We start from the raw sequence: 16,591 nt of genomic DNA on the forward strand, positions 1-16,591 counted from the left end.
TTCTATAAGGCTTCAAATTTAAGATATATTAAAGAGTAATGATTAAATGAGTTTTTAATTTTACCTAAAATTATAATCTATTGAAATTTTTACAAGCTTTACTTATAGTTCTCGTGGTTTATGTAACCTTACGTTTAATATTTAAGTATTATGGAAAGAGTATTTTGGCATGGTTAGGAAAAAAGGCGATGCAGCGCATGGCTCGTAGTTTTGAAAAACGCAGCGGTATGAATATGTCAGATATTAAAAACTCTCAAACTAATAGAACTTCTAACCATAAAAAAGTTAACAAACCTACCGAAAAGAAAGTAGTAGGTGAGTACGTGGACTTTGAGGAAATTGATTAATTTTCAACCTTAATAGATTGCCTTTAATTCATGACTTTTAATTTTAAGAAAATCCTTCCGCATCTCGCAGTTATTGCAGTATTTATTATTGCTGCATTAGCTTACTTTAATCCAGTATTAAGCGGTAAAAAACTATACCAAAATGATATTGTTCAGTATAAAGGTAATGCGAGACAGTTAATAGAACACCGCGCTGCCACAGGAGAAGAACTCTACTGGACAGATTCTGTTTTTGGAGGTATGCCCACATATCAACTCGGTGCGCGCTATCCTTATGATTTTATAGATGGACTTGATAGAGTGCTGAGATTCCTGCCACGTCCTGCAGACTATCTTTTCCTTTATTTCTTTTCCTTTTACATGCTCATGCTGGTGATGCGTGTCAACTGGAAAATAGGTTTACTAGGAGCACTGGCTTTTGGGTTTTCTACCTATTTGATTATCATTCTAGGAGTAGGGCACAATGCCAAAGCTCATGCCATAGCTTACTTTCCTCTTGTACTTAGTGGCATATTATTAGTGTTTCAAAAACGATATTTACTAGGTTTTATAGTTACAGCGGTTGCCATGGCACTAGAGCTGCAGGCTAACCATCCTCAAATGACTTATTATTTATTGCTGGCTGTGATTATTTTAGGCGTCGCTTATCTGGTAGATGCTGCTCGTAAAAAAGTTTTACCGCACTACTTTAAATCTATAGGTATTATGACCGCTGCAGTATTACTGGCACTAGGAACTAATGCCGGTAATTTACTAGCAACTAGTGAGTACTCTCAAGAAAGTACCCGTGGTAAATCTTCTCTAACTATTAACGCTCAAGGCGAAAAAATAGTTCCTCAAACAGGTCTCGACTATGACTACATCACGCAGTATTCTTATGGATTAAGTGAAAGTTTAAATTTGTTAGTTCCTAGATTTGCCGGTGGTGGAAGTGCTGCCAGACCTGACGAAGATTCAAATGCTGTACAATTCCTTACGGATCAAGGTTTGCCTAAAAGAGAAGTTTTAGGATTTATTAATGAAAGTGTACCGCTTTATTGGGGTGATCAAATTATTGTAGAAGCACCACCATACCTAGGAATAGGAGTTGTGTTTCTGGCGATTCTTGCATTATTTTTAATAAAAGGAAGGCTGCGCTGGTGGACTAGTGCTGTTATTATTTTAGCTTTATTACTGTCCTACGGTAAAAATGCAGACTGGCTCACAAGTTTCTTTATAGATGTGGTACCGTTGTACAATAAATTCCGTGCAGTGACATCTATTCAGGTACTAATAGAGCTATGTGTTCCTATTCTTGCTGTTATAGGGTTATGGCAGTTTTTTAACGAAAAGAATACACAGGAAACAAAAGCCAAAGCACTCAAATATGCCGGTATTACTTTGGGTGGTTTGCTAGTTATACTGGTAGCATTTGGTGGTCAATTATTTGATTTTGCCAGTCCTATGGATCGGTATTACTTAGAAAGTGAACAATTAGGAGTAGGTTTTGTGGACGCTTTAAGAGATGATCGTTTTGAAGTCATGCGAGCAGATGTTTTTAGAGCACTGTTAATAGTTGGGATTATTTCGGCAGCATTATTTTTATTACTCAAAAAGAAGGTTTCAGAGAACCTGGTTTTACTAGTCGCTGGAGTGGTTATCTTATTTGACTTAGTAAGTTTCAACCTGAACTATGTAAACAGCGATGATTATGTAAAAGCCAGTGAGTATGATAACGCACACACTAAGACTCAAGCAGATGAAATCGCTATGCAAGATGCTAAGAATGGCGATCATTACAGAGTTTATGATAAATTAGTGAATCCATTTAATTCAGGTCGTGCGCCTTACTTCCATAAATCTATAGGTGGTTATCATGGTGCAAAGCCTAGACGTATTCAAGAGATATCAGAATTTTATCTTTATGATGAAAACGGAATAGCTCCTGTGAATAGAGAAAATATAGAAATCTTGAGCATGTTTAATGTGAGATACATTATAGATGTTGAAGAAACCGGTTATGTAGCTCAAAAAAATCCTATGACCTTAGGAAATGGCTGGTTTGTAAACGAACTTAAGGTGGTAGAAAATGATAATGAAGAGATAATGAGTCTAGCTGAACTTAACGGAACACAACGCGCCATTATCCAGAAGAATCAAAAAGATCTTCTCCAGCTCAAAACTACCCATGCAGATTCCACTTCAAGCATTCAACTAGTAGATTATGACACTCAAAGACTGGTTTATAAAAGTAATAACATTCAAGAAGGTCTAGCAGTTTTCTCTGAAATGTATTATCCGCATGGATGGAAAGCTACTGTTGATGGGCAGGAAACTCCTATAGCTAGAGTAAACTATGCGTTAAGAGGAATTAAGGTTCCAGCAGGTTCTCATGAAATAGTCATGAGTTTTGAACCTCAAGTAGTAAAAACAGGTAGTTCTATAATGCTAGGAAGTAATATCCTTTTATTTTTAATCATTATAGGTGGAGCGTTTTACAGGTTTAAGAATAAGTCTTAAATGAAGAAGCCAGTTCTTATCATTGCTTATTACTGGCCGCCAGCAGGTGGACCTGGTGTGCAACGATGGTTAAAATTTGCTACTTATTTACCGCAGCACGGCTTTGAGGTGACCGTTGTAGTTCCAGAAAACCCAGATTATCCTGTAATTGATGAATCACTCCTAGAACAAGTTCCTGAAGATGTTTCTATCATTAAGGTGCCTATAAATGAACCTAGTAGATGGTCTAGTGCGCTTTCGCGAAAGCGAACTAAAAATCTTCAAAAAGGAATACTGCCTAAAAATGCAGGTATGTTACAACGCGCCATGATATGGATGCGCGGTAACTTATTTGTTCCTGATGCACGAGTAGGATGGAAGTCTCGAGTTTTAAAAGCTATACATCCCTATTTGCTAGAGCATAAAAATCCTACTGTAATAACCACAGGACCACCGCATTCTATTCATTTAATAGGCTTAGAATTAAAGAAAAAATACAAGGGTTTTAAGTGGCTTGCAGATTTTAGAGACCCGTGGACTACTATAGGTTATCATAAACATTTGAAAATAGGAGCTAGTGCTCAAAAAAAGCACGAGCGTTTAGAACAAGAGGTTTTAGATCATGCAGATTTAATAATCGTTACTAGTCCACATACAGGAAAGGAGTTTGCTAGCAAGACTACAACACCTCTTCAGGTTATTACAAATGGGTATGATATTGAAGCGGCACAAACTACCCGTCAACCAGATAGTGTTTTTACACTGGCTCATGTAGGAACCTTATTATCAGATCGTGATCCGGTTATTTTATGGGAATGTCTATCTGAGCTTTGTAAGGAAAGGGAAGATTTTAATACAGATTTTAAATTACAACTGGCCGGTAGCATAAGTGATGAAGTCATTGCCTCTATAAAAAAATCTGGATTAGAAAATAAGTCAGAATTGCTAGGTTATGTAGATCATCAACAAGCTGTTGAGCTCATGTTTAAGGCGCAATGCTTATTACTCATAGAGGTAGATAGTAAAGATACACAGGCCATTATACCAGGAAAGATTTTTGAATATCTCGCCAGCCGCAGACCTATTATAGCCATAGGACCTTCTCAGGCAGATATCGAGCAATTCATCAAGCATACTCATTCTGGTCACTATTTTAATTATCAAGAAAAAATAGCTCTTAAAAAACACATTCTTGAAAAATATGAGCTTTTTAAAAATAGCAATAATGAAGGGAACAGTCACCCGAGTATCTCAAGTTATAAGAGAGAATTATTAACAGGAACACTTGCTAAAACCATTGCCTACACATGGGAATAGTGATCAAACAATCGGGATGGAATATAGGTGTTACTGTACTGGGTTTCATATTTGGTGCAGTTAATACGGTTTTACTAGGGCCTACTTTCCTGGGCGATGACTATTTTGGGTTAATGGGCTATGTGCTTTCGGCAGCGTTTTTATTCTTTCCTTTAATGAGTTTTGGGATTAATAACACGCTGGTTAAGTTTTACTCTAAGTATGATGATAAAAATGAACGTGATGCCTTTTTAACACAAATGTTATTGTGGCCACTTATCATTATTATTCCGGCTTTTTTAATCATTTATGCTTTTTATGACCCCATTAGATTGTACATAGCAAATACGAATGAGATTACGAGAGACTTTGTGTGGCACATAGCAATCATCGCTGTTTTTCAAGCTTATTTTGAGATTTTTTATGCATGGACTAAGGTTCACATGAAAACCGTAGGAGGAAACTTTTTAAAAGAGGTATTCTACAGAGCAAGTTCTACAGTTATGTTGCTCCTGGTCATGATAGAAGTGATAACACCTGTTCAGTTTATACACAGTCTAGTTATTATTTATGCACTGCGTGTTTTTATCATGAAAATAGTAGCACTTAAAACTTATACACCGCGATGGCAACTGGGAAAAATAAAGGCAAGTGGTGACCTACTTCATTATTCTTTTTTAATGATCCTTGCCGGATCAGTAGGCACAGCATTGCTAGATCTTGATAAATTTATGATTAACGATCTTATGATCATAGATAATATAGCATGGTATAATGTAGGTGTTTTTATAGCCACAGTTATAGCTGTTCCTGCACGCGGAATGGCTCAAATCATGCATCCCTTAACAGCAGGGCATTTTAATAGAGGTGAAATGGTAGAGGTAGAGCGACTGTATAAACGCAGCTCACTCAATTTAAGTATTATAGCTGGTTTTTTAGTCTTGATCATCGTTTGTAATGTAAATGAGTTTTATGAACTCATGCGTCCAGAATATCGAGTAGGTGTTCCAGTGGTTATACTCATAGCTGTTGTAAAATATTCAGAAAGTCTTCTGGGTAGTAATAATGCTATTTTATATAATTCTGACTTGTATCGGGTAACACTCTGGTTAGGATTATTGCTCGCTGTTGTAGCGATCCTTCTTAATATGTGGCTCATTCCTATATATGGTTTAATGGGCGCGGCTATTTCTACTTGTGTGGCTTATGTGATGTACGCTTTCGCGAAAGCGTACTATGTGTATCATAAATTAAAAATCCATCCATGGACTTCACAAACGACACTGTCGGTAGGTTTAATTCTGATTTTTATAGTGGTGTTTTATTTTTGGGATTTTAACTGGCATCCAGTAGTTAACATAGCGCTTAAAAGCTTGATTCTCTCGCTTACTTATTTATATGTGGTAAGAAATCTAAGGCTCTCAAAAGAGATCAACACTTTGCTTAAAAAGTATCTCCCATAAAAAAGCCGACTCAGTTAAGAATCGGCTTTTTAGGGCTATTTCAATGTAATCTAAATTACCTTCTTTTTGCACTTCTTGAAGATTTGGAGCGCTTAATACTTACAGAAGTATTACGACTCTTAGAGCTCGTACTTATGGCTCTACTATTACTACGGCTTCTAGAAGGTGCTGTAGTAGCAGTTGACCTTCTACTTGTTCTAGAATTACTTACTGCTGGTGCAGTCCTTCTCGTGTTTGCGCGGTTTGAAATCGCTGGAGTAATATTTCTGTTACTACTAGATGTCGTAGCGCTGTTATTTCTATTTCTAGAAGTTCTAGTGTTACTCACCGCACGAGGAGCTCTTGTTGTTCTTTGAGTAGCGACCGTATTTCTCCTTGTTGAACGAGAATTTACATTATTATCACTACGTCTACTAGTCGTTACACGACTATCATTTCTAGATAACGTTCTATGACCTGTTGCGATGGCATTACGGTCTCTTCTTGCTGCTCTAGTTGCGATAGCGCGTCCATTGCTATCTCTACGACCTCTTTCAAAACTGCGGTAGTTTACTCGATCTGATGGTCTATAGAAATTACGTCTCACATTTGCTCTTAAGAATCTACCATTATAATAGTTAGGTCTGTTCCAGTGAACTCTGTGGTAATCCCACCCAAAACGGAATGGATTGTAATTCAATCTATATGGATTGTTCCATACTATGCAGTGGTTTGCTAATGGAACTCCATAGAATCTATGCCATGGCTGGTAAACATAATATCTATTAAAGCTATTAATAAATCCAGTGGTTCTGAATATTACTCCAGGTCTATTGTAGAAAACATTTAAGTTTCCTATTCTGTTTACATATCCATTACGGTAGTTTATGAAAATATTTCCAGCTTGTATAATACGACCATAACCGTCATAAAATATAGGAGTGTTTTCTATTTGAATTACAGCACCATAAGAATCATACTGAACAAAAGGGTCATAATTAAATCCTGTATTAAAGGATACATTTACATTAGAATTATGGAATCCTGCACTAAATTGTGGTCCAGCGTTTAAAAAGTTAAAGTCAAACTGTCCGTCTGGAAAGATCGCAAACTCGATTCCGCCCTCTGTGAAGATGAAATTATTATTGTTTCCTCTAAAACGGTCCTCTTCAGTAACGTTTGCATAGCTCATCCCGATTCCCATCAGGAAAACTAAAAGTAGGGTAGGTAGCTTTTTCATAATTACTAAATTTAATGAGATGACTTCATTGTCATTCTCATAATATTAGTAACAACCAGCGTGCCAAAGTGTGAAAAGGTTTGTATAAGGATTTAAAGGTGTTGATTATCAATGGAATAAAAAAAGCCGCTATTTCTAGTGGCTTTTCTATATATATTATGTGTTAGCATTTAGGATTGCGATAATGCCTCTACTAAGTCTGTTTTTCTATTTCTACTTAATGGAAGTACTTCTGAATTTAGCTCCACAGTTTTGGAATTGAATTTTTCTATTTTGTGTAAGTTGACGATATAAGATTTGTGAATACGTAAAAAGTCTGACTTAGGTAGTTCTTGCTCAAAACTCTTCATAGTAGAAAGTACGACAAAACTATCTTCTTCAGTGATAAGTTTTACATAATCACCTAGGGCTTGAATATATTTTAATTCTTTTAAGTAAACTTTACGTTTTTTGAGATTACTCTTTACAAAAATGAACTCACCACGATCTTCAGTTAATTCTGTACGTAGTTTGTGAGCCTGTAAAGCACGTTTAATTGCAGTCAAAAAGCGCTCCTTATTAATAGGTTTTTGGAGGTAATCAATTGCTCCGTACTCAAATGCTTTAAAAGCGTATGTAGTTTGGGCAGCAACAAATATAACTCCTGGATCTGCTGAAATATCATCTAAAAGGTCAAAACCAGTCAATATGGGCATTTCTACATCTAGAAAGATTAAATCTACTTCTTGATCCTTAATTGCTGCTTTAGTTTCTATTGCATTGCTGAACTCACCTAATAGATTCAAGTTAGGATGATTCTCGATCATCTTAACAATAGCAAGTCGTTGAATACTTGAGTCATCTACAACGTAGCAATTTAAAACAGTCTTATTCATCGTTTAAGAGTTATTTTTACGTGACAATGTTAGATTATTATCTGTTGTAATGCAAATAAATCTGTTGTTTAAACGATATTTTATTGTTTTTAGTCGAATGATTACTAAAGGTTAATTTATGTAAATATTTTTTTTAGTGCCTATATAAGTATTGCAGGAACTAAAGAAAAGGACTATTTTTGCAAACGTTTTAAACAATATATTATGAATCAATACGAAACTGTTTTCATTTTGAATCCCGTTTTATCTGATGATCAGGTAAAGGAAGCAGTAAAGAAGTTTGAAGATTTCCTTACTGGCCGTGGTGCAAAAATGGTAGCCAAAGAAGATTGGGGCTTGAAAAAACTAGCCTACACAATCGAAAACAAAAAAAGTGGTTTTTATACCCTTTTTCAATTTGAAGTTCCTGGTGAGGTAATTAACGACTTTGAAGTAGAATTCCGTCGTGATGAACGTGTAATGCGTTACCTTACTGTAAAGCTTGATAAATATGCTATCGAGTGGGCAGAGAAGAGAAGAAAAAAATTGTCTAACAAAGCTAAAGCGTAACACATGGCATCTTTACAACAACAAGCTAAAGGAAAAAAAGATGGTGACATCCGTTACTTATCTCCTTTAAAAATTGAAACTCAACAAAGAAAAAAGTACTGCCGTTTTAAACGTAGTGGTATTAAATATATAGACTATAAAGATCCTGATTTTTTAATGGGCTTTGTAAACGAGCAAGGTAAATTGTTACCACGTCGTCTTACAGGAACATCATTAAAGTATCAACGTAAAGTGGCTGTCGCTGTAAAAAGAGGACGTCACATCGCTATCATGCCTTACGTAGGTGATTTATTAAAATAAAACCAGACTAACGATATGGAACTTATATTAAAGAAAGACGTAGAACACTTAGGTTTTACTGATGACATAGTAACTGTTAAGCCTGGATATGGTCGTAATTTCTTAATTCCTAATGGTGCTGCTATAATGGCTACTCCAGGTGCTAAGAAAGATCTAGCAGAAACGATTAAGCAACGTGCTCACAAAGAGGCAAATAACATTAAACTTGCTCAAGAGCAAGCTGATAAGTTAAATGGTCTAGAAGTTAAAATCGCTGCCAAAACTGGTGATGGTGATAAACTTTTTGGGTCTATAACTACTCAAGATGTTGCAGATGCTCTTGCTAAGCAAGGTGTTGAACTAGAAAAGAAATTTATTTCTGTTGCTGGTGGTAACATTAAGCGTTTAGGTCAGTATGAGGCAACGTTACGTTTCCACAGAGAGGTGACAACTGCACTTAACTTTGACGTAGTTGCTGCAAAGAACTAAGCAATTCAAATAAGAATACTAACTAAGCCGTTCCTTTACTGGAACGGCTTTTTTACATTAGATTATGAAGTATAGAAGATTAACAAAAGAACAACTAGAAGAATTACATCCAGAATTCATCAACTTTCTAGCTACTCAAACTATTACTGCCGCAGAGTGGGAAGATATAAAAGCTAGCAAGCCAGAAGTTGCTGAGCAGGAACTCGATGTTTTCTCTGATTTAGTATGGGAAGGTGTGTTAACTCAAGCAGCATATCTAGAGCACATTTCTCCACAAACCATGAACCTTTTTCACCTCGAAGAGGAACAAATGAACCTTATATCGGTAATGATAGGTGATGAGCTAATCGATATAACCACTAAGGAAGGTTATGCCTGGTTACAAAAGAATTTAATGGATGATACTGTAAAATTATTTACAGCTACTAAGAAATATAGTGATGACCCTAACGGCGATAAATTTAAGCTTATAGAACAAGGTGCTGTGATCACAAAAGGTAATCTGTATAATTATTTTGAAGACTTAATGGAGCTAGGAAAAGAGAAAAACGGTTTTTAAAATAGCTCATATTAATTTTTATGTAAAGCTCCTTCATTTTGTTGGAGCTTTTTTTTATTGCTAATCTGCCAGTATAATGAGTTGAATCAAATAATAATTTGAGGCAATAACTCCATGTTTTGTACGAGCTATAGATGTGAAATTTATTTCATTTTTACTTGTTATACCCATTTGGGTTTATAATGTCGTTAAAATAATTTGAATTATTCTTTGCATAGCTGTAGCCAAGGAAATAATTTTAAGTGAAAGGTAAGTAGAAAAGAAACTATTTATTAAGACTTAAAGTCAATTTGGTATTACTGCACGAAACTCTTTTTTCATTGTTCAGCTTTCGCGAAATCGTGATATAACTAACTATTTAATAATACGGATCTCCTAGTAACGCTAGGATAAACTGTGTAAGATTAATGGTGATTTGTACTGATTGCGATACCGGCATTCCAGTAAACATGATTGATTTTTACAACCATATTATTCATAACAAAGGGCTATGTTACTCATAGCGCAGTGCCTCGATAGGATCTAATTTTGCAGCCTTAATTGCGGGAATAACACCAGAGAATATGGCGATGATGATGGAAATGATGGTGGCTAGAATAACGGGCATCCACGGCATGCTAAATTCTACTTCAAGAACATTTGACACTATATAGCCTATTAAAAGACCTAAAAGAATACCTAGAATACTACCATACTGACTGATGAGTACTGTTTCTATAAAGAATTGCCATGATATGGTGGAACGTTTTGCGCCTAGTGCTTTTCGCACGCCTATTTCGCGAGTACGTTCTGTAACAGAAACAAGCATGATATTCATAAGTGCTATGGAGCTACCAAAAATGGTGATACCACTTATTATAAAAGCTGCTATATATAGTATTCCTTTAATTTCATTTGCGGTGCCTAAAAGTTGATCACTTTGAATAAGACCAAAATTATCACTTTCTACAGGACTTAGACCTCTTATGTTTCTAAATAATACGGTTGCTCGATCTTTTGCACCGTCCATAAACTGTTCATCTTTTACCTTAACGCTTAAATCATAATTGATATAAGGACTTGTGTAAATACTGCGTGCAACATCTATAGGGATAAGAACTCTTAAATCTATGTTATTACCAAAGGTTGAGCCTTTTTCTTCTAGTAAACCTATCACCGTAAATTTACTGCCTCTTATGCTTAACGTTTGACCTATAGGGTTGAGGCCTTGAAATAACTCATCTTCCATATCACTACCTATGATACATACACGAGCATTATTCTTAATATCAAAACTAGAAAAACCTCTACCTTCACCTATGTTTAAACCTGCATTTTCTGTATAATTTGCATTTACACCTGCTATGATAACCTTAGGTTTAGTCTTGCGATCTTCACTTTTAACTTCTGCCTGTGACGTAGCTTGAAATGAAACACCTACTTGCGTGAAAGGAAAATCCCATTGCTCTTCAAACTCCTTCACCTCGCGATAACTTATTACAGGATTAACTTTATTACGCTCGCCACCACCACGGCGTTTCATGGTAAAAGCATAACGCTGTATGTTAAAGGTATTTGCGCCTATTCCAGAAAGCCCACCACCTATGGTGCCTTCAAGTGCTTTTACAGAACTTAAAATACCTACTAGAGCAGTGATTCCTATTGCGATAATCACTACGGTGAGAGCGGTTCTTAAGAACTGACCTTTAATGCTCTGTTGAGCGATATTAATGTTTTGACTTAGTAAACCTGCCATGTAGTATAAGACTAAAAATAGATTACAATGTTACAAGTTCTAGTAAGTTTTTCCAGTTACTTTAATTTTTAATTATGAAGCATAGCCTTAATGATGTCATTATATTTGCAGTAATAAACAAAGTTATGGCACAAAAACCTTCTATACCTAAAGGAACTAGAGATTTCAGTCCTGTTGAAGTACAGCGACGTCAGTTTATAATGAATACTATCAAGCATCATTTTGAGCACTATGGTTTCATGCCTATAGAAACACCTAGCTTTGAAAACAGCGATACCTTATTAGGAAAATATGGAGAAGAAGGCGACCGATTAATTTTTAAGATATTGAATAATGGTCAGTACTTAAAAAAAGTAAATGAGACAGACTTAGGTGCTAAAAATGAGTCTAAAGTATCTCCTCAAATCAGTAAAAGAGCCTTGCGTTATGACTTAACAGTACCATTTGCTCGTTATGTAGTACAACACCAGAATGATATTACTTTCCCTTTTAAGCGTTATCAGATTCAGCCGGTATGGAGAGCAGACCGACCGCAGCATGGACGTTTTCAAGAATTCTATCAGTGCGATGCAGATGTGGTGGGAAGTGATTCCCTATTACAAGAAGTAGAGCTGGTAAAGTTATATGATGCTGTTTTTACAGATTTAAAATTAGAAAATTGTACTATAAAAATTAATAATAGAAAGATTCTTGCTGGTATAGCTCAAATGATAGGAGCACAAGATCAGCTTATAGACTTTACGGTAGCACTTGATAAACTGGATAAAATAGGAGTCGATAAGGTAAAGGAAGAAATGATCCTAAAAGGAATCAGTCCTATTGCTATAGAAAAACTCAATCCTGTTTTTAGTCTTCAAGGCGACTTTACTGAAAAACTAGAGGTTATGAAAGACTTACTTTCTGATTCTGAAATAGGGCAGAAGGGAATCCAGGAGTTAACCTTTATTAATAATGCTATCAAGAAACTAGGCTTAAAGAGCGCTTTATTAGACTTAGATATCACACTTGCTCGTGGCTTAAATTATTACACAGGATGTATTTTTGAGGTTGCAGCACCAGCAGGAGTAAAGATGGGAAGTATAGGTGGCGGTGGTCGTTATGATGACCTGACCAGCATGTTTGGTTTAAAAGCTGTAAGTGGAGTAGGAATCAGTTTTGGACTTGATCGCATTTATCTTGTCATTGAAGAATTAGGTTTGTTTCCAGATTCTGTAAGAGCAGGAGTAGATGTGCTGTTTGTTAATTTTGGTGATAAAGAGAGTGAATATGCGATGGATTTGGTATTTCGCTTTCGCGAAAGCGGAATAAAATCTGAACTCTACCCAGAACAGGTAAAGACTCAAAAGCAAATGAAATATGCAGACCGAAATGAAATACCTTATGTTATTTTAATAGGTGAGGATGAAATGAAACTCGGGTCTATTTTACTTAAAAATATGGTGAGTGGTGAACAAGAACTGCTTAAACCAGAAGAAGTAATTACACGATTAAAATAAGTAGATTCTATTTATAGAGTAGCAATTTCACTGATTTCCATTTTTAATATTTTTGGACGTTCACTTCTTTTAGAAGTTTTATGAATTTGCATATTAGTGCGATACATCATTGTATATTTTTTTTAGAATTATTTTAATACGTCTAGTGAATGTTATAGTTTGACAGGTTTTTGTGCAAGCGAAATATTTAATAATCCTTAACTAAAAGCTATATTTACCTCATAGAAAGATAAAAGATGAATCCAAAGCCTACTTTAAAACAACTCGCCGAAAAACTTCAACTGTCTACTTCTACCGTTTCCAAAGCACTTAAGGATAGTTCTGAAATAAGTGAAGACACTAAAACTAGAGTGAAGGAGCTGGCAAAGTTAATGGGTTATAGGCCTAATATTGCCGCTGCGTCTCTTAGAAATAGAGAAACTAGAACTATAGCTGTAGTGTTACCAGAGATTGTAAATGACTTCTTTGGCCAGGTTTTAATGGGGATAGAAGAAGAGGCTTCTTTACACAATTATAAAATTGTGATTTGTATTTCAAATGAGTCCTATAAAAAAGAAAGGGAATACATGGAAATGTTTTCAAATGGTGCGGTAGATGGTTTTATTATCGCCGCTGCTATGGAGACTCAAGAACTAGGAGAATCAGATCATTATAATGATATTTTAAATTCTGGCTTAAAGCTAGTAATGTTTGACAGAGTTATAGAATCTGTAGATTGTGATAAAATTATAGTAGATGATGCCGCTTCAGGTGCTCGACTTGTAGATTTTTTAAAATATAGAGGCGATCGACATATATGTATAGCAACTACCATAGATAAATTAAGTGTAGGTAAATTAAGAGCGCAAGGGATAAATGAGCGCATAAAAAAGTTTGAAGAATTACAATCAACTATTGTTTCTCAAGAGGAAGATGCTGATTTCTCAAAGAATATAGAAGAGGTTTTAAAAAAGAAAACCATACAATCTGTCATAGCATTAGATCAGCGTGCTGGAATTATGACTTTAAACAAAGCACATGAGTTAGGGATTCAAGTTCCTAAAGAGCTACAAATTATATCATATTCTAATAGTACTCTTGCAAAATACTCTTTCCCTCAATTAACTATAGTAGATCAGCACTCACGTGATCTAGGTAAAAAAACATTTACTAGAATACTGAATCTTTTAAAAAATAAAGATGAAGTTCAGGTAACACGAGTACACACTTTAAAAACATCACTCGTGGAGCGAGGAACTACTAGAAAATAAAAAAGTCTCCTAGAAAACTAAGAGACTTTTAGTAGCGTGGGGCGGGCACGATCCGCCGACCTCAGCATTATGAATGCTGCGCTCTAACCAGCTGAGCTACCACGCCGTTTTTAAGCACATATACTTAAGCGGCTGCAAATATATACTTATTTCTAGATTTAAACCAAATGAATTTCTCTTAATATTTTTATCTTTTTCATTTTTCCTTTTAACAATTAATCTACTATATTGCCATCAAAGTTAATTTACCATGCAAGAACCTATTAAATTTAACCTGGAGTTTCCTATTCACGTATCACCAGCTTTACTGTATCAATACATAGCAACTCCTTCTGGAATGTCTGAGTGGTTTGCAGAAAACGTAAATAGTAGAGGTGAATACTTTAGATTTATCTGGGATGGTTCAGAAGAAAAAGCAAAAATAGTGAAGCGAGTTAGTGGCGAGCGTGCGCGTTTTCAATGGGATTATGATGAGGACACTAAAAAGTTTTTTGAAATGAATATCCAGGTAGATGAAATTACTAAAGATGTTTCTTTAATCATTACAGATTTTGGTGATGATGATGATGAAGTAGAGGATCAAAAAATGTTTTGGGAAAACCAAATTAGTGAGTTAAAAAAAGTACTAGGTTCTAGTTAAACCTAATTTCTATACCTAATTTTGAGCCCTGAACTAAACAGGGCTTTTTTTATGGTAAATATTGATGGAGTTTTAAAAAAAAGTGATCATGCTGTTATCGCTTATGATAACAGAGGAACTTTTTATGGAGATGGTATTTTTGAAACATTGAGATGTTTTAATGGAAAACCGCTGCTATTTGAAGCGCATTACTTCAGACTCATGGCAGGAATGCGCATTTTAAGAATGAATATTCCTGATTCTTTTACTCCTGAGTTCATAGAGCAATCTATGATAGATTTACTCGCTCAAAATAATTTAGATCACCACCATGCTAGAATAAGATTTACGGTATGGCGCAGTTCTGGTGGTTTTTATTCACCATTAGATAATAATGTTCATTATAGTATTCAGGCTACTAAGGTGGAGGACCATTTCATAAATGAAAACATAAGAGAAGCAGAATTATTCAAAGATCATTATGTTTTATCTGGTTTATTAAGTATTATTAAGTCTAATAATAAAATCGTTAATGTTCTTGCCGGTAGGTTTGCGCTAGATAATGGCTACCAAGAAATGTTTTTGATAAATGAAAATAAAATGATAGCCGAAGGTATTTCTGGCAACCTTTTTATAAGAACTGGAGATAAAGTAAAAACGCCACCTGTACTTGATGGGTGTCTTAATGGTATCATGAGGGAACAAGTTATCCAGCAATTAAAACGTATGCTTAATTATGAAATTGTAGAAGAGACCGTTACTCCTTTTGAATTACAGCGTGCTGATGAAATCTTTACCACTAACGTAATTAAAGGAATTCAAAGTATTTCTAAATATAGAAAAAAGGAATTTACAAAAGAACTAGCTACTGAATTACTAGAAATATTTAATGATAAATTTTTCAACTAATTATCAGATGGGTTTTCGGGAGCGTTAGACCATAGTTTATAATTTCCGCCTAGTTTTATCATTTCATTTTTCCACAAGTCTTTAATTTTTTCAGTTAACACAAATTCAGGACTTGGGCTCTTCTTAATTACCCATGAATTTTCTTTAATTTCCTGACTTAGCTGATTTTTGTGCCATCCAGAATACCCTAAAAAGAATTTTATGCCTTTACCAGTGATGATTTCCTTTTGTATCAATTCATGAACTGTATAAAAATCACCGCCCCAATAAATATCATTTACAATTAAATGAGAGTCTGGAATTAAATCAGGAATGGAGTGCAGGAAGTAAAGGTTATCCATATCTACAGGACCACCTTGATAAATAGGTATTTCTAGTTCTATTTCTGGAATGAGGTCTTTAAGTGTGTATTCTAAAGGTTTGTTTAAAATAAACCCTACAACACCATCTTCATTATATTCTGTGAGTAATACAACAGATCTAGAGAACGATTGATCTCCTATAATATTAGGTTCTGAGATTAATAAGTCTCCTTTATGTATATCAAGAGATTTCATGTATTTAATTAACTCATTAAACTTATAAAATTTAATTTATTAATTACTGAATTTGTTGAAATAAACCTACAAAATATTAGTATTCCTAAAATAGGAGTAATAAAAAACCCGATTCTTTAAAGAATCGGGTTCAATACTTTACTTAAATACAGTAATTAGTTTACAGCTTTTTGTAAATCACTACCTGCTTTAAATTTCACTACATTTTTAGCAGCGATTTTGATAGTTTTACCAGTCTGTGGGTTTCTACCTTCACGAGCAGCTCTTTTAGATACTGAGAAAGATCCAAATCCTACAAGAGAAATTCTATCTCCTTTTTTAAGACTACCTTCTACGTTACCTAAGAAAGATTCTAGCGCTTTTTTTGCTGCTGCTTTTGAAATACCAGCATGCTCTGCCATTCCTTCGATTAAATCTGTTTTGTTCATAATTGAAATTAAATTAATGTTGGTTAAACTAAAACGTTGAACA

17 protein-coding genes and 1 tRNA gene are annotated in these 16,591 nt (G+C 35.0%); 12 read left to right on the forward strand and 6 right to left on the reverse strand.

All coding sequences use genetic code 11. The features are described from left to right. The first annotated feature begins 80 nt into the window (after nt 1–80). Genes ACTF48_RS01715 through ACTF48_RS01730 form a run of 4 tightly spaced genes read left to right on the forward strand, consistent with a single transcriptional unit; the run spans nt 81 to nt 5,584 of the window. Nucleotides 81–347: a DUF4834 family protein gene (locus ACTF48_RS01715; RefSeq protein ID WP_438961408.1), complete on the forward strand. Its 267-nt coding sequence runs from the start codon at nt 81–83 to the stop codon at nt 345–347. A 30-nt stretch (nt 348–377) separates the two neighbouring features. Then, a complete protein-coding gene (locus tag ACTF48_RS01720; protein WP_438961409.1) occupies nt 378–2,846 on the forward strand; it encodes a YfhO family protein in 2,469 nt (822 codons plus the stop codon). Next, nucleotides 2,847–4,142, forward strand: coding sequence for a glycosyl transferase family 1 (locus ACTF48_RS01725; RefSeq protein ID WP_438961410.1), 1,296 nt, complete (start codon nt 2,847–2,849; stop codon nt 4,140–4,142). Next, the gene (locus ACTF48_RS01730; protein WP_438961411.1) at nt 4,133–5,584 is read left to right on the forward strand and encodes an oligosaccharide flippase family protein; all 1,452 of its coding nucleotides are present in this window, start codon (nt 4,133–4,135) and stop codon (nt 5,582–5,584) included. The genes ACTF48_RS01725 and ACTF48_RS01730 overlap by 10 nt, the downstream gene beginning before the upstream one ends. Before the next feature lie 55 nt (nt 5,585–5,639). On the opposite strand, the gene ACTF48_RS01735 is transcribed toward ACTF48_RS01730, so the two are convergent. Next, the gene (locus ACTF48_RS01735) at nt 5,640–6,803 is read right to left on the reverse strand and encodes a hypothetical protein (RefSeq protein WP_438961412.1); all 1,164 of its coding nucleotides are present in this window, start codon (nt 6,801–6,803) and stop codon (nt 5,640–5,642) included. Nucleotides 6,804–6,973: 170 nt separating this feature from the next. Continuing rightward, nucleotides 6,974–7,678 (reverse strand): LytR/AlgR family response regulator transcription factor, encoded by a 705-nt coding sequence (locus ACTF48_RS01740; protein WP_438961413.1) that lies wholly within the window; start codon nt 7,676–7,678, stop codon nt 6,974–6,976. 204 nt (nt 7,679–7,882) lie between these two features. Between ACTF48_RS01740 and rpsF the strand changes: the two genes are divergently transcribed. From rpsF to ACTF48_RS01760, 4 genes are all read left to right on the forward strand, one after another. Beyond that, entirely contained in the window at nt 7,883–8,227 is a 345-nt protein-coding gene (gene rpsF, locus ACTF48_RS01745; RefSeq protein WP_438961414.1) for a 30S ribosomal protein S6, read from the forward strand. Nucleotides 8,228–8,230: 3 nt separating this feature from the next. Then, nucleotides 8,231–8,527, forward strand: coding sequence for a 30S ribosomal protein S18 (rpsR, locus tag ACTF48_RS01750; RefSeq protein WP_438961415.1), 297 nt, complete (start codon nt 8,231–8,233; stop codon nt 8,525–8,527). 15 nt (nt 8,528–8,542) lie between these two features. Further along, nucleotides 8,543–8,995 (forward strand): 50S ribosomal protein L9, encoded by a 453-nt coding sequence (gene rplI, locus ACTF48_RS01755; protein ID WP_438961416.1) that lies wholly within the window; start codon nt 8,543–8,545, stop codon nt 8,993–8,995. 64 nt (nt 8,996–9,059) lie between these two features. Continuing rightward, nucleotides 9,060–9,554, forward strand: a complete 495-nt coding sequence (locus tag ACTF48_RS01760) for a DUF6495 family protein (protein ID WP_438961417.1) — start codon at nt 9,060–9,062, stop codon at nt 9,552–9,554. 493 nt (nt 9,555–10,047) lie between these two features. On the opposite strand, the gene ACTF48_RS01765 is transcribed toward ACTF48_RS01760, so the two are convergent. Beyond that, nucleotides 10,048–11,289, reverse strand: coding sequence for an ABC transporter permease (locus tag ACTF48_RS01765; RefSeq protein ID WP_438961418.1), 1,242 nt, complete (start codon nt 11,287–11,289; stop codon nt 10,048–10,050). A gap of 125 nt (nt 11,290–11,414) precedes the next feature. Between ACTF48_RS01765 and hisS the strand changes: the two genes are divergently transcribed. Both hisS and ACTF48_RS01775 read left to right on the forward strand, forming a co-directional pair. Further along, nucleotides 11,415–12,785: a histidine--tRNA ligase gene (gene hisS, locus ACTF48_RS01770; RefSeq protein ID WP_438961452.1), complete on the forward strand. Its 1,371-nt coding sequence runs from the start codon at nt 11,415–11,417 to the stop codon at nt 12,783–12,785. Nucleotides 12,786–13,021: 236 nt separating this feature from the next. Then, on the forward strand, nt 13,022–14,035 hold the full coding sequence (locus ACTF48_RS01775) for a LacI family DNA-binding transcriptional regulator (protein ID WP_438961419.1): 1,014 nt from the start codon (nt 13,022–13,024) through the stop codon (nt 14,033–14,035). A 32-nt stretch (nt 14,036–14,067) separates the two neighbouring features. On the opposite strand, the gene ACTF48_RS01780 is transcribed toward ACTF48_RS01775, so the two are convergent. Then, nucleotides 14,068–14,141 (reverse strand) — tRNA-Met (locus ACTF48_RS01780). A gap of 144 nt (nt 14,142–14,285) precedes the next feature. Between ACTF48_RS01780 and ACTF48_RS01785 the strand changes: the two genes are divergently transcribed. Both ACTF48_RS01785 and ACTF48_RS01790 read left to right on the forward strand, forming a co-directional pair. After that, nucleotides 14,286–14,675 carry an START-like domain-containing protein gene (locus ACTF48_RS01785; protein ID WP_438961420.1) on the forward strand — a complete coding sequence of 130 codons (390 nt, stop codon included), beginning with the start codon at nt 14,286–14,288 and terminating at the stop codon, nt 14,673–14,675. Between the two features lie 51 nt (nt 14,676–14,726). Then, nucleotides 14,727–15,563 carry an aminotransferase class IV gene (locus tag ACTF48_RS01790; protein ID WP_438961421.1) on the forward strand — a complete coding sequence of 279 codons (837 nt, stop codon included), beginning with the start codon at nt 14,727–14,729 and terminating at the stop codon, nt 15,561–15,563. Here ACTF48_RS01790 and ACTF48_RS01795 read toward each other — a convergent pair. Further along, on the reverse strand, nt 15,560–16,120 hold the full coding sequence (locus ACTF48_RS01795; RefSeq protein ID WP_438961422.1) for a YqgE/AlgH family protein: 561 nt from the start codon (nt 16,118–16,120) through the stop codon (nt 15,560–15,562). The genes ACTF48_RS01790 and ACTF48_RS01795 overlap by 4 nt on opposite strands. Before the next feature lie 155 nt (nt 16,121–16,275). After that, entirely contained in the window at nt 16,276–16,548 is a 273-nt protein-coding gene (locus tag ACTF48_RS01800; protein ID WP_438961423.1) for an HU family DNA-binding protein, read from the reverse strand. Nucleotides 16,549–16,591 lie beyond the last annotated feature (43 nt).

Origin of the sequence: Nonlabens sp. (assembly GCF_965660805.1) — a bacterium.
Classification (GTDB): Bacteria; Bacteroidota; Bacteroidia; order Flavobacteriales; family Flavobacteriaceae; genus Nonlabens.

What these genes read in the sequence shown, in the direction of transcription:
- ACTF48_RS01720 (WP_438961409.1), top strand. Translation starts at nt 378, where the DNA reads ATGACTTTTAATTTTAAGAAAATCCTTCCGCATCTCGCAGTTATTGCA.
- ACTF48_RS01725 (WP_438961410.1), top strand. Translation starts at nt 2,847, where the DNA reads ATGAAGAAGCCAGTTCTTATCATTGCTTATTACTGGCCGCCAGCAGGT.
- ACTF48_RS01730 (WP_438961411.1), top strand. Translation starts at nt 4,133, where the DNA reads ATGGGAATAGTGATCAAACAATCGGGATGGAATATAGGTGTTACTGTA.
- ACTF48_RS01735 (WP_438961412.1), bottom strand. Translation starts at nt 6,803, where the DNA reads ATGAAAAAGCTACCTACCCTACTTTTAGTTTTCCTGATGGGAATCGGG.
- ACTF48_RS01740 (WP_438961413.1), bottom strand. Translation starts at nt 7,678, where the DNA reads ATGAATAAGACTGTTTTAAATTGCTACGTTGTAGATGACTCAAGTATT.
- rpsF (WP_438961414.1), top strand. Translation starts at nt 7,883, where the DNA reads ATGAATCAATACGAAACTGTTTTCATTTTGAATCCCGTTTTATCTGAT.
- rpsR (WP_438961415.1), top strand. Translation starts at nt 8,231, where the DNA reads ATGGCATCTTTACAACAACAAGCTAAAGGAAAAAAAGATGGTGACATC.
- rplI (WP_438961416.1), top strand. Translation starts at nt 8,543, where the DNA reads ATGGAACTTATATTAAAGAAAGACGTAGAACACTTAGGTTTTACTGAT.
- ACTF48_RS01760 (WP_438961417.1), top strand. Translation starts at nt 9,060, where the DNA reads ATGAAGTATAGAAGATTAACAAAAGAACAACTAGAAGAATTACATCCA.
- ACTF48_RS01765 (WP_438961418.1), bottom strand. Translation starts at nt 11,289, where the DNA reads ATGGCAGGTTTACTAAGTCAAAACATTAATATCGCTCAACAGAGCATT.
- hisS (WP_438961452.1), top strand. Translation starts at nt 11,415, where the DNA reads ATGGCACAAAAACCTTCTATACCTAAAGGAACTAGAGATTTCAGTCCT.
- ACTF48_RS01775 (WP_438961419.1), top strand. Translation starts at nt 13,022, where the DNA reads ATGAATCCAAAGCCTACTTTAAAACAACTCGCCGAAAAACTTCAACTG.
- ACTF48_RS01785 (WP_438961420.1), top strand. Translation starts at nt 14,286, where the DNA reads ATGCAAGAACCTATTAAATTTAACCTGGAGTTTCCTATTCACGTATCA.
- ACTF48_RS01790 (WP_438961421.1), top strand. Translation starts at nt 14,727, where the DNA reads ATGGTAAATATTGATGGAGTTTTAAAAAAAAGTGATCATGCTGTTATC.
- ACTF48_RS01795 (WP_438961422.1), bottom strand. Translation starts at nt 16,120, where the DNA reads ATGAAATCTCTTGATATACATAAAGGAGACTTATTAATCTCAGAACCT.
- ACTF48_RS01800 (WP_438961423.1), bottom strand. Translation starts at nt 16,548, where the DNA reads ATGAACAAAACAGATTTAATCGAAGGAATGGCAGAGCATGCTGGTATT.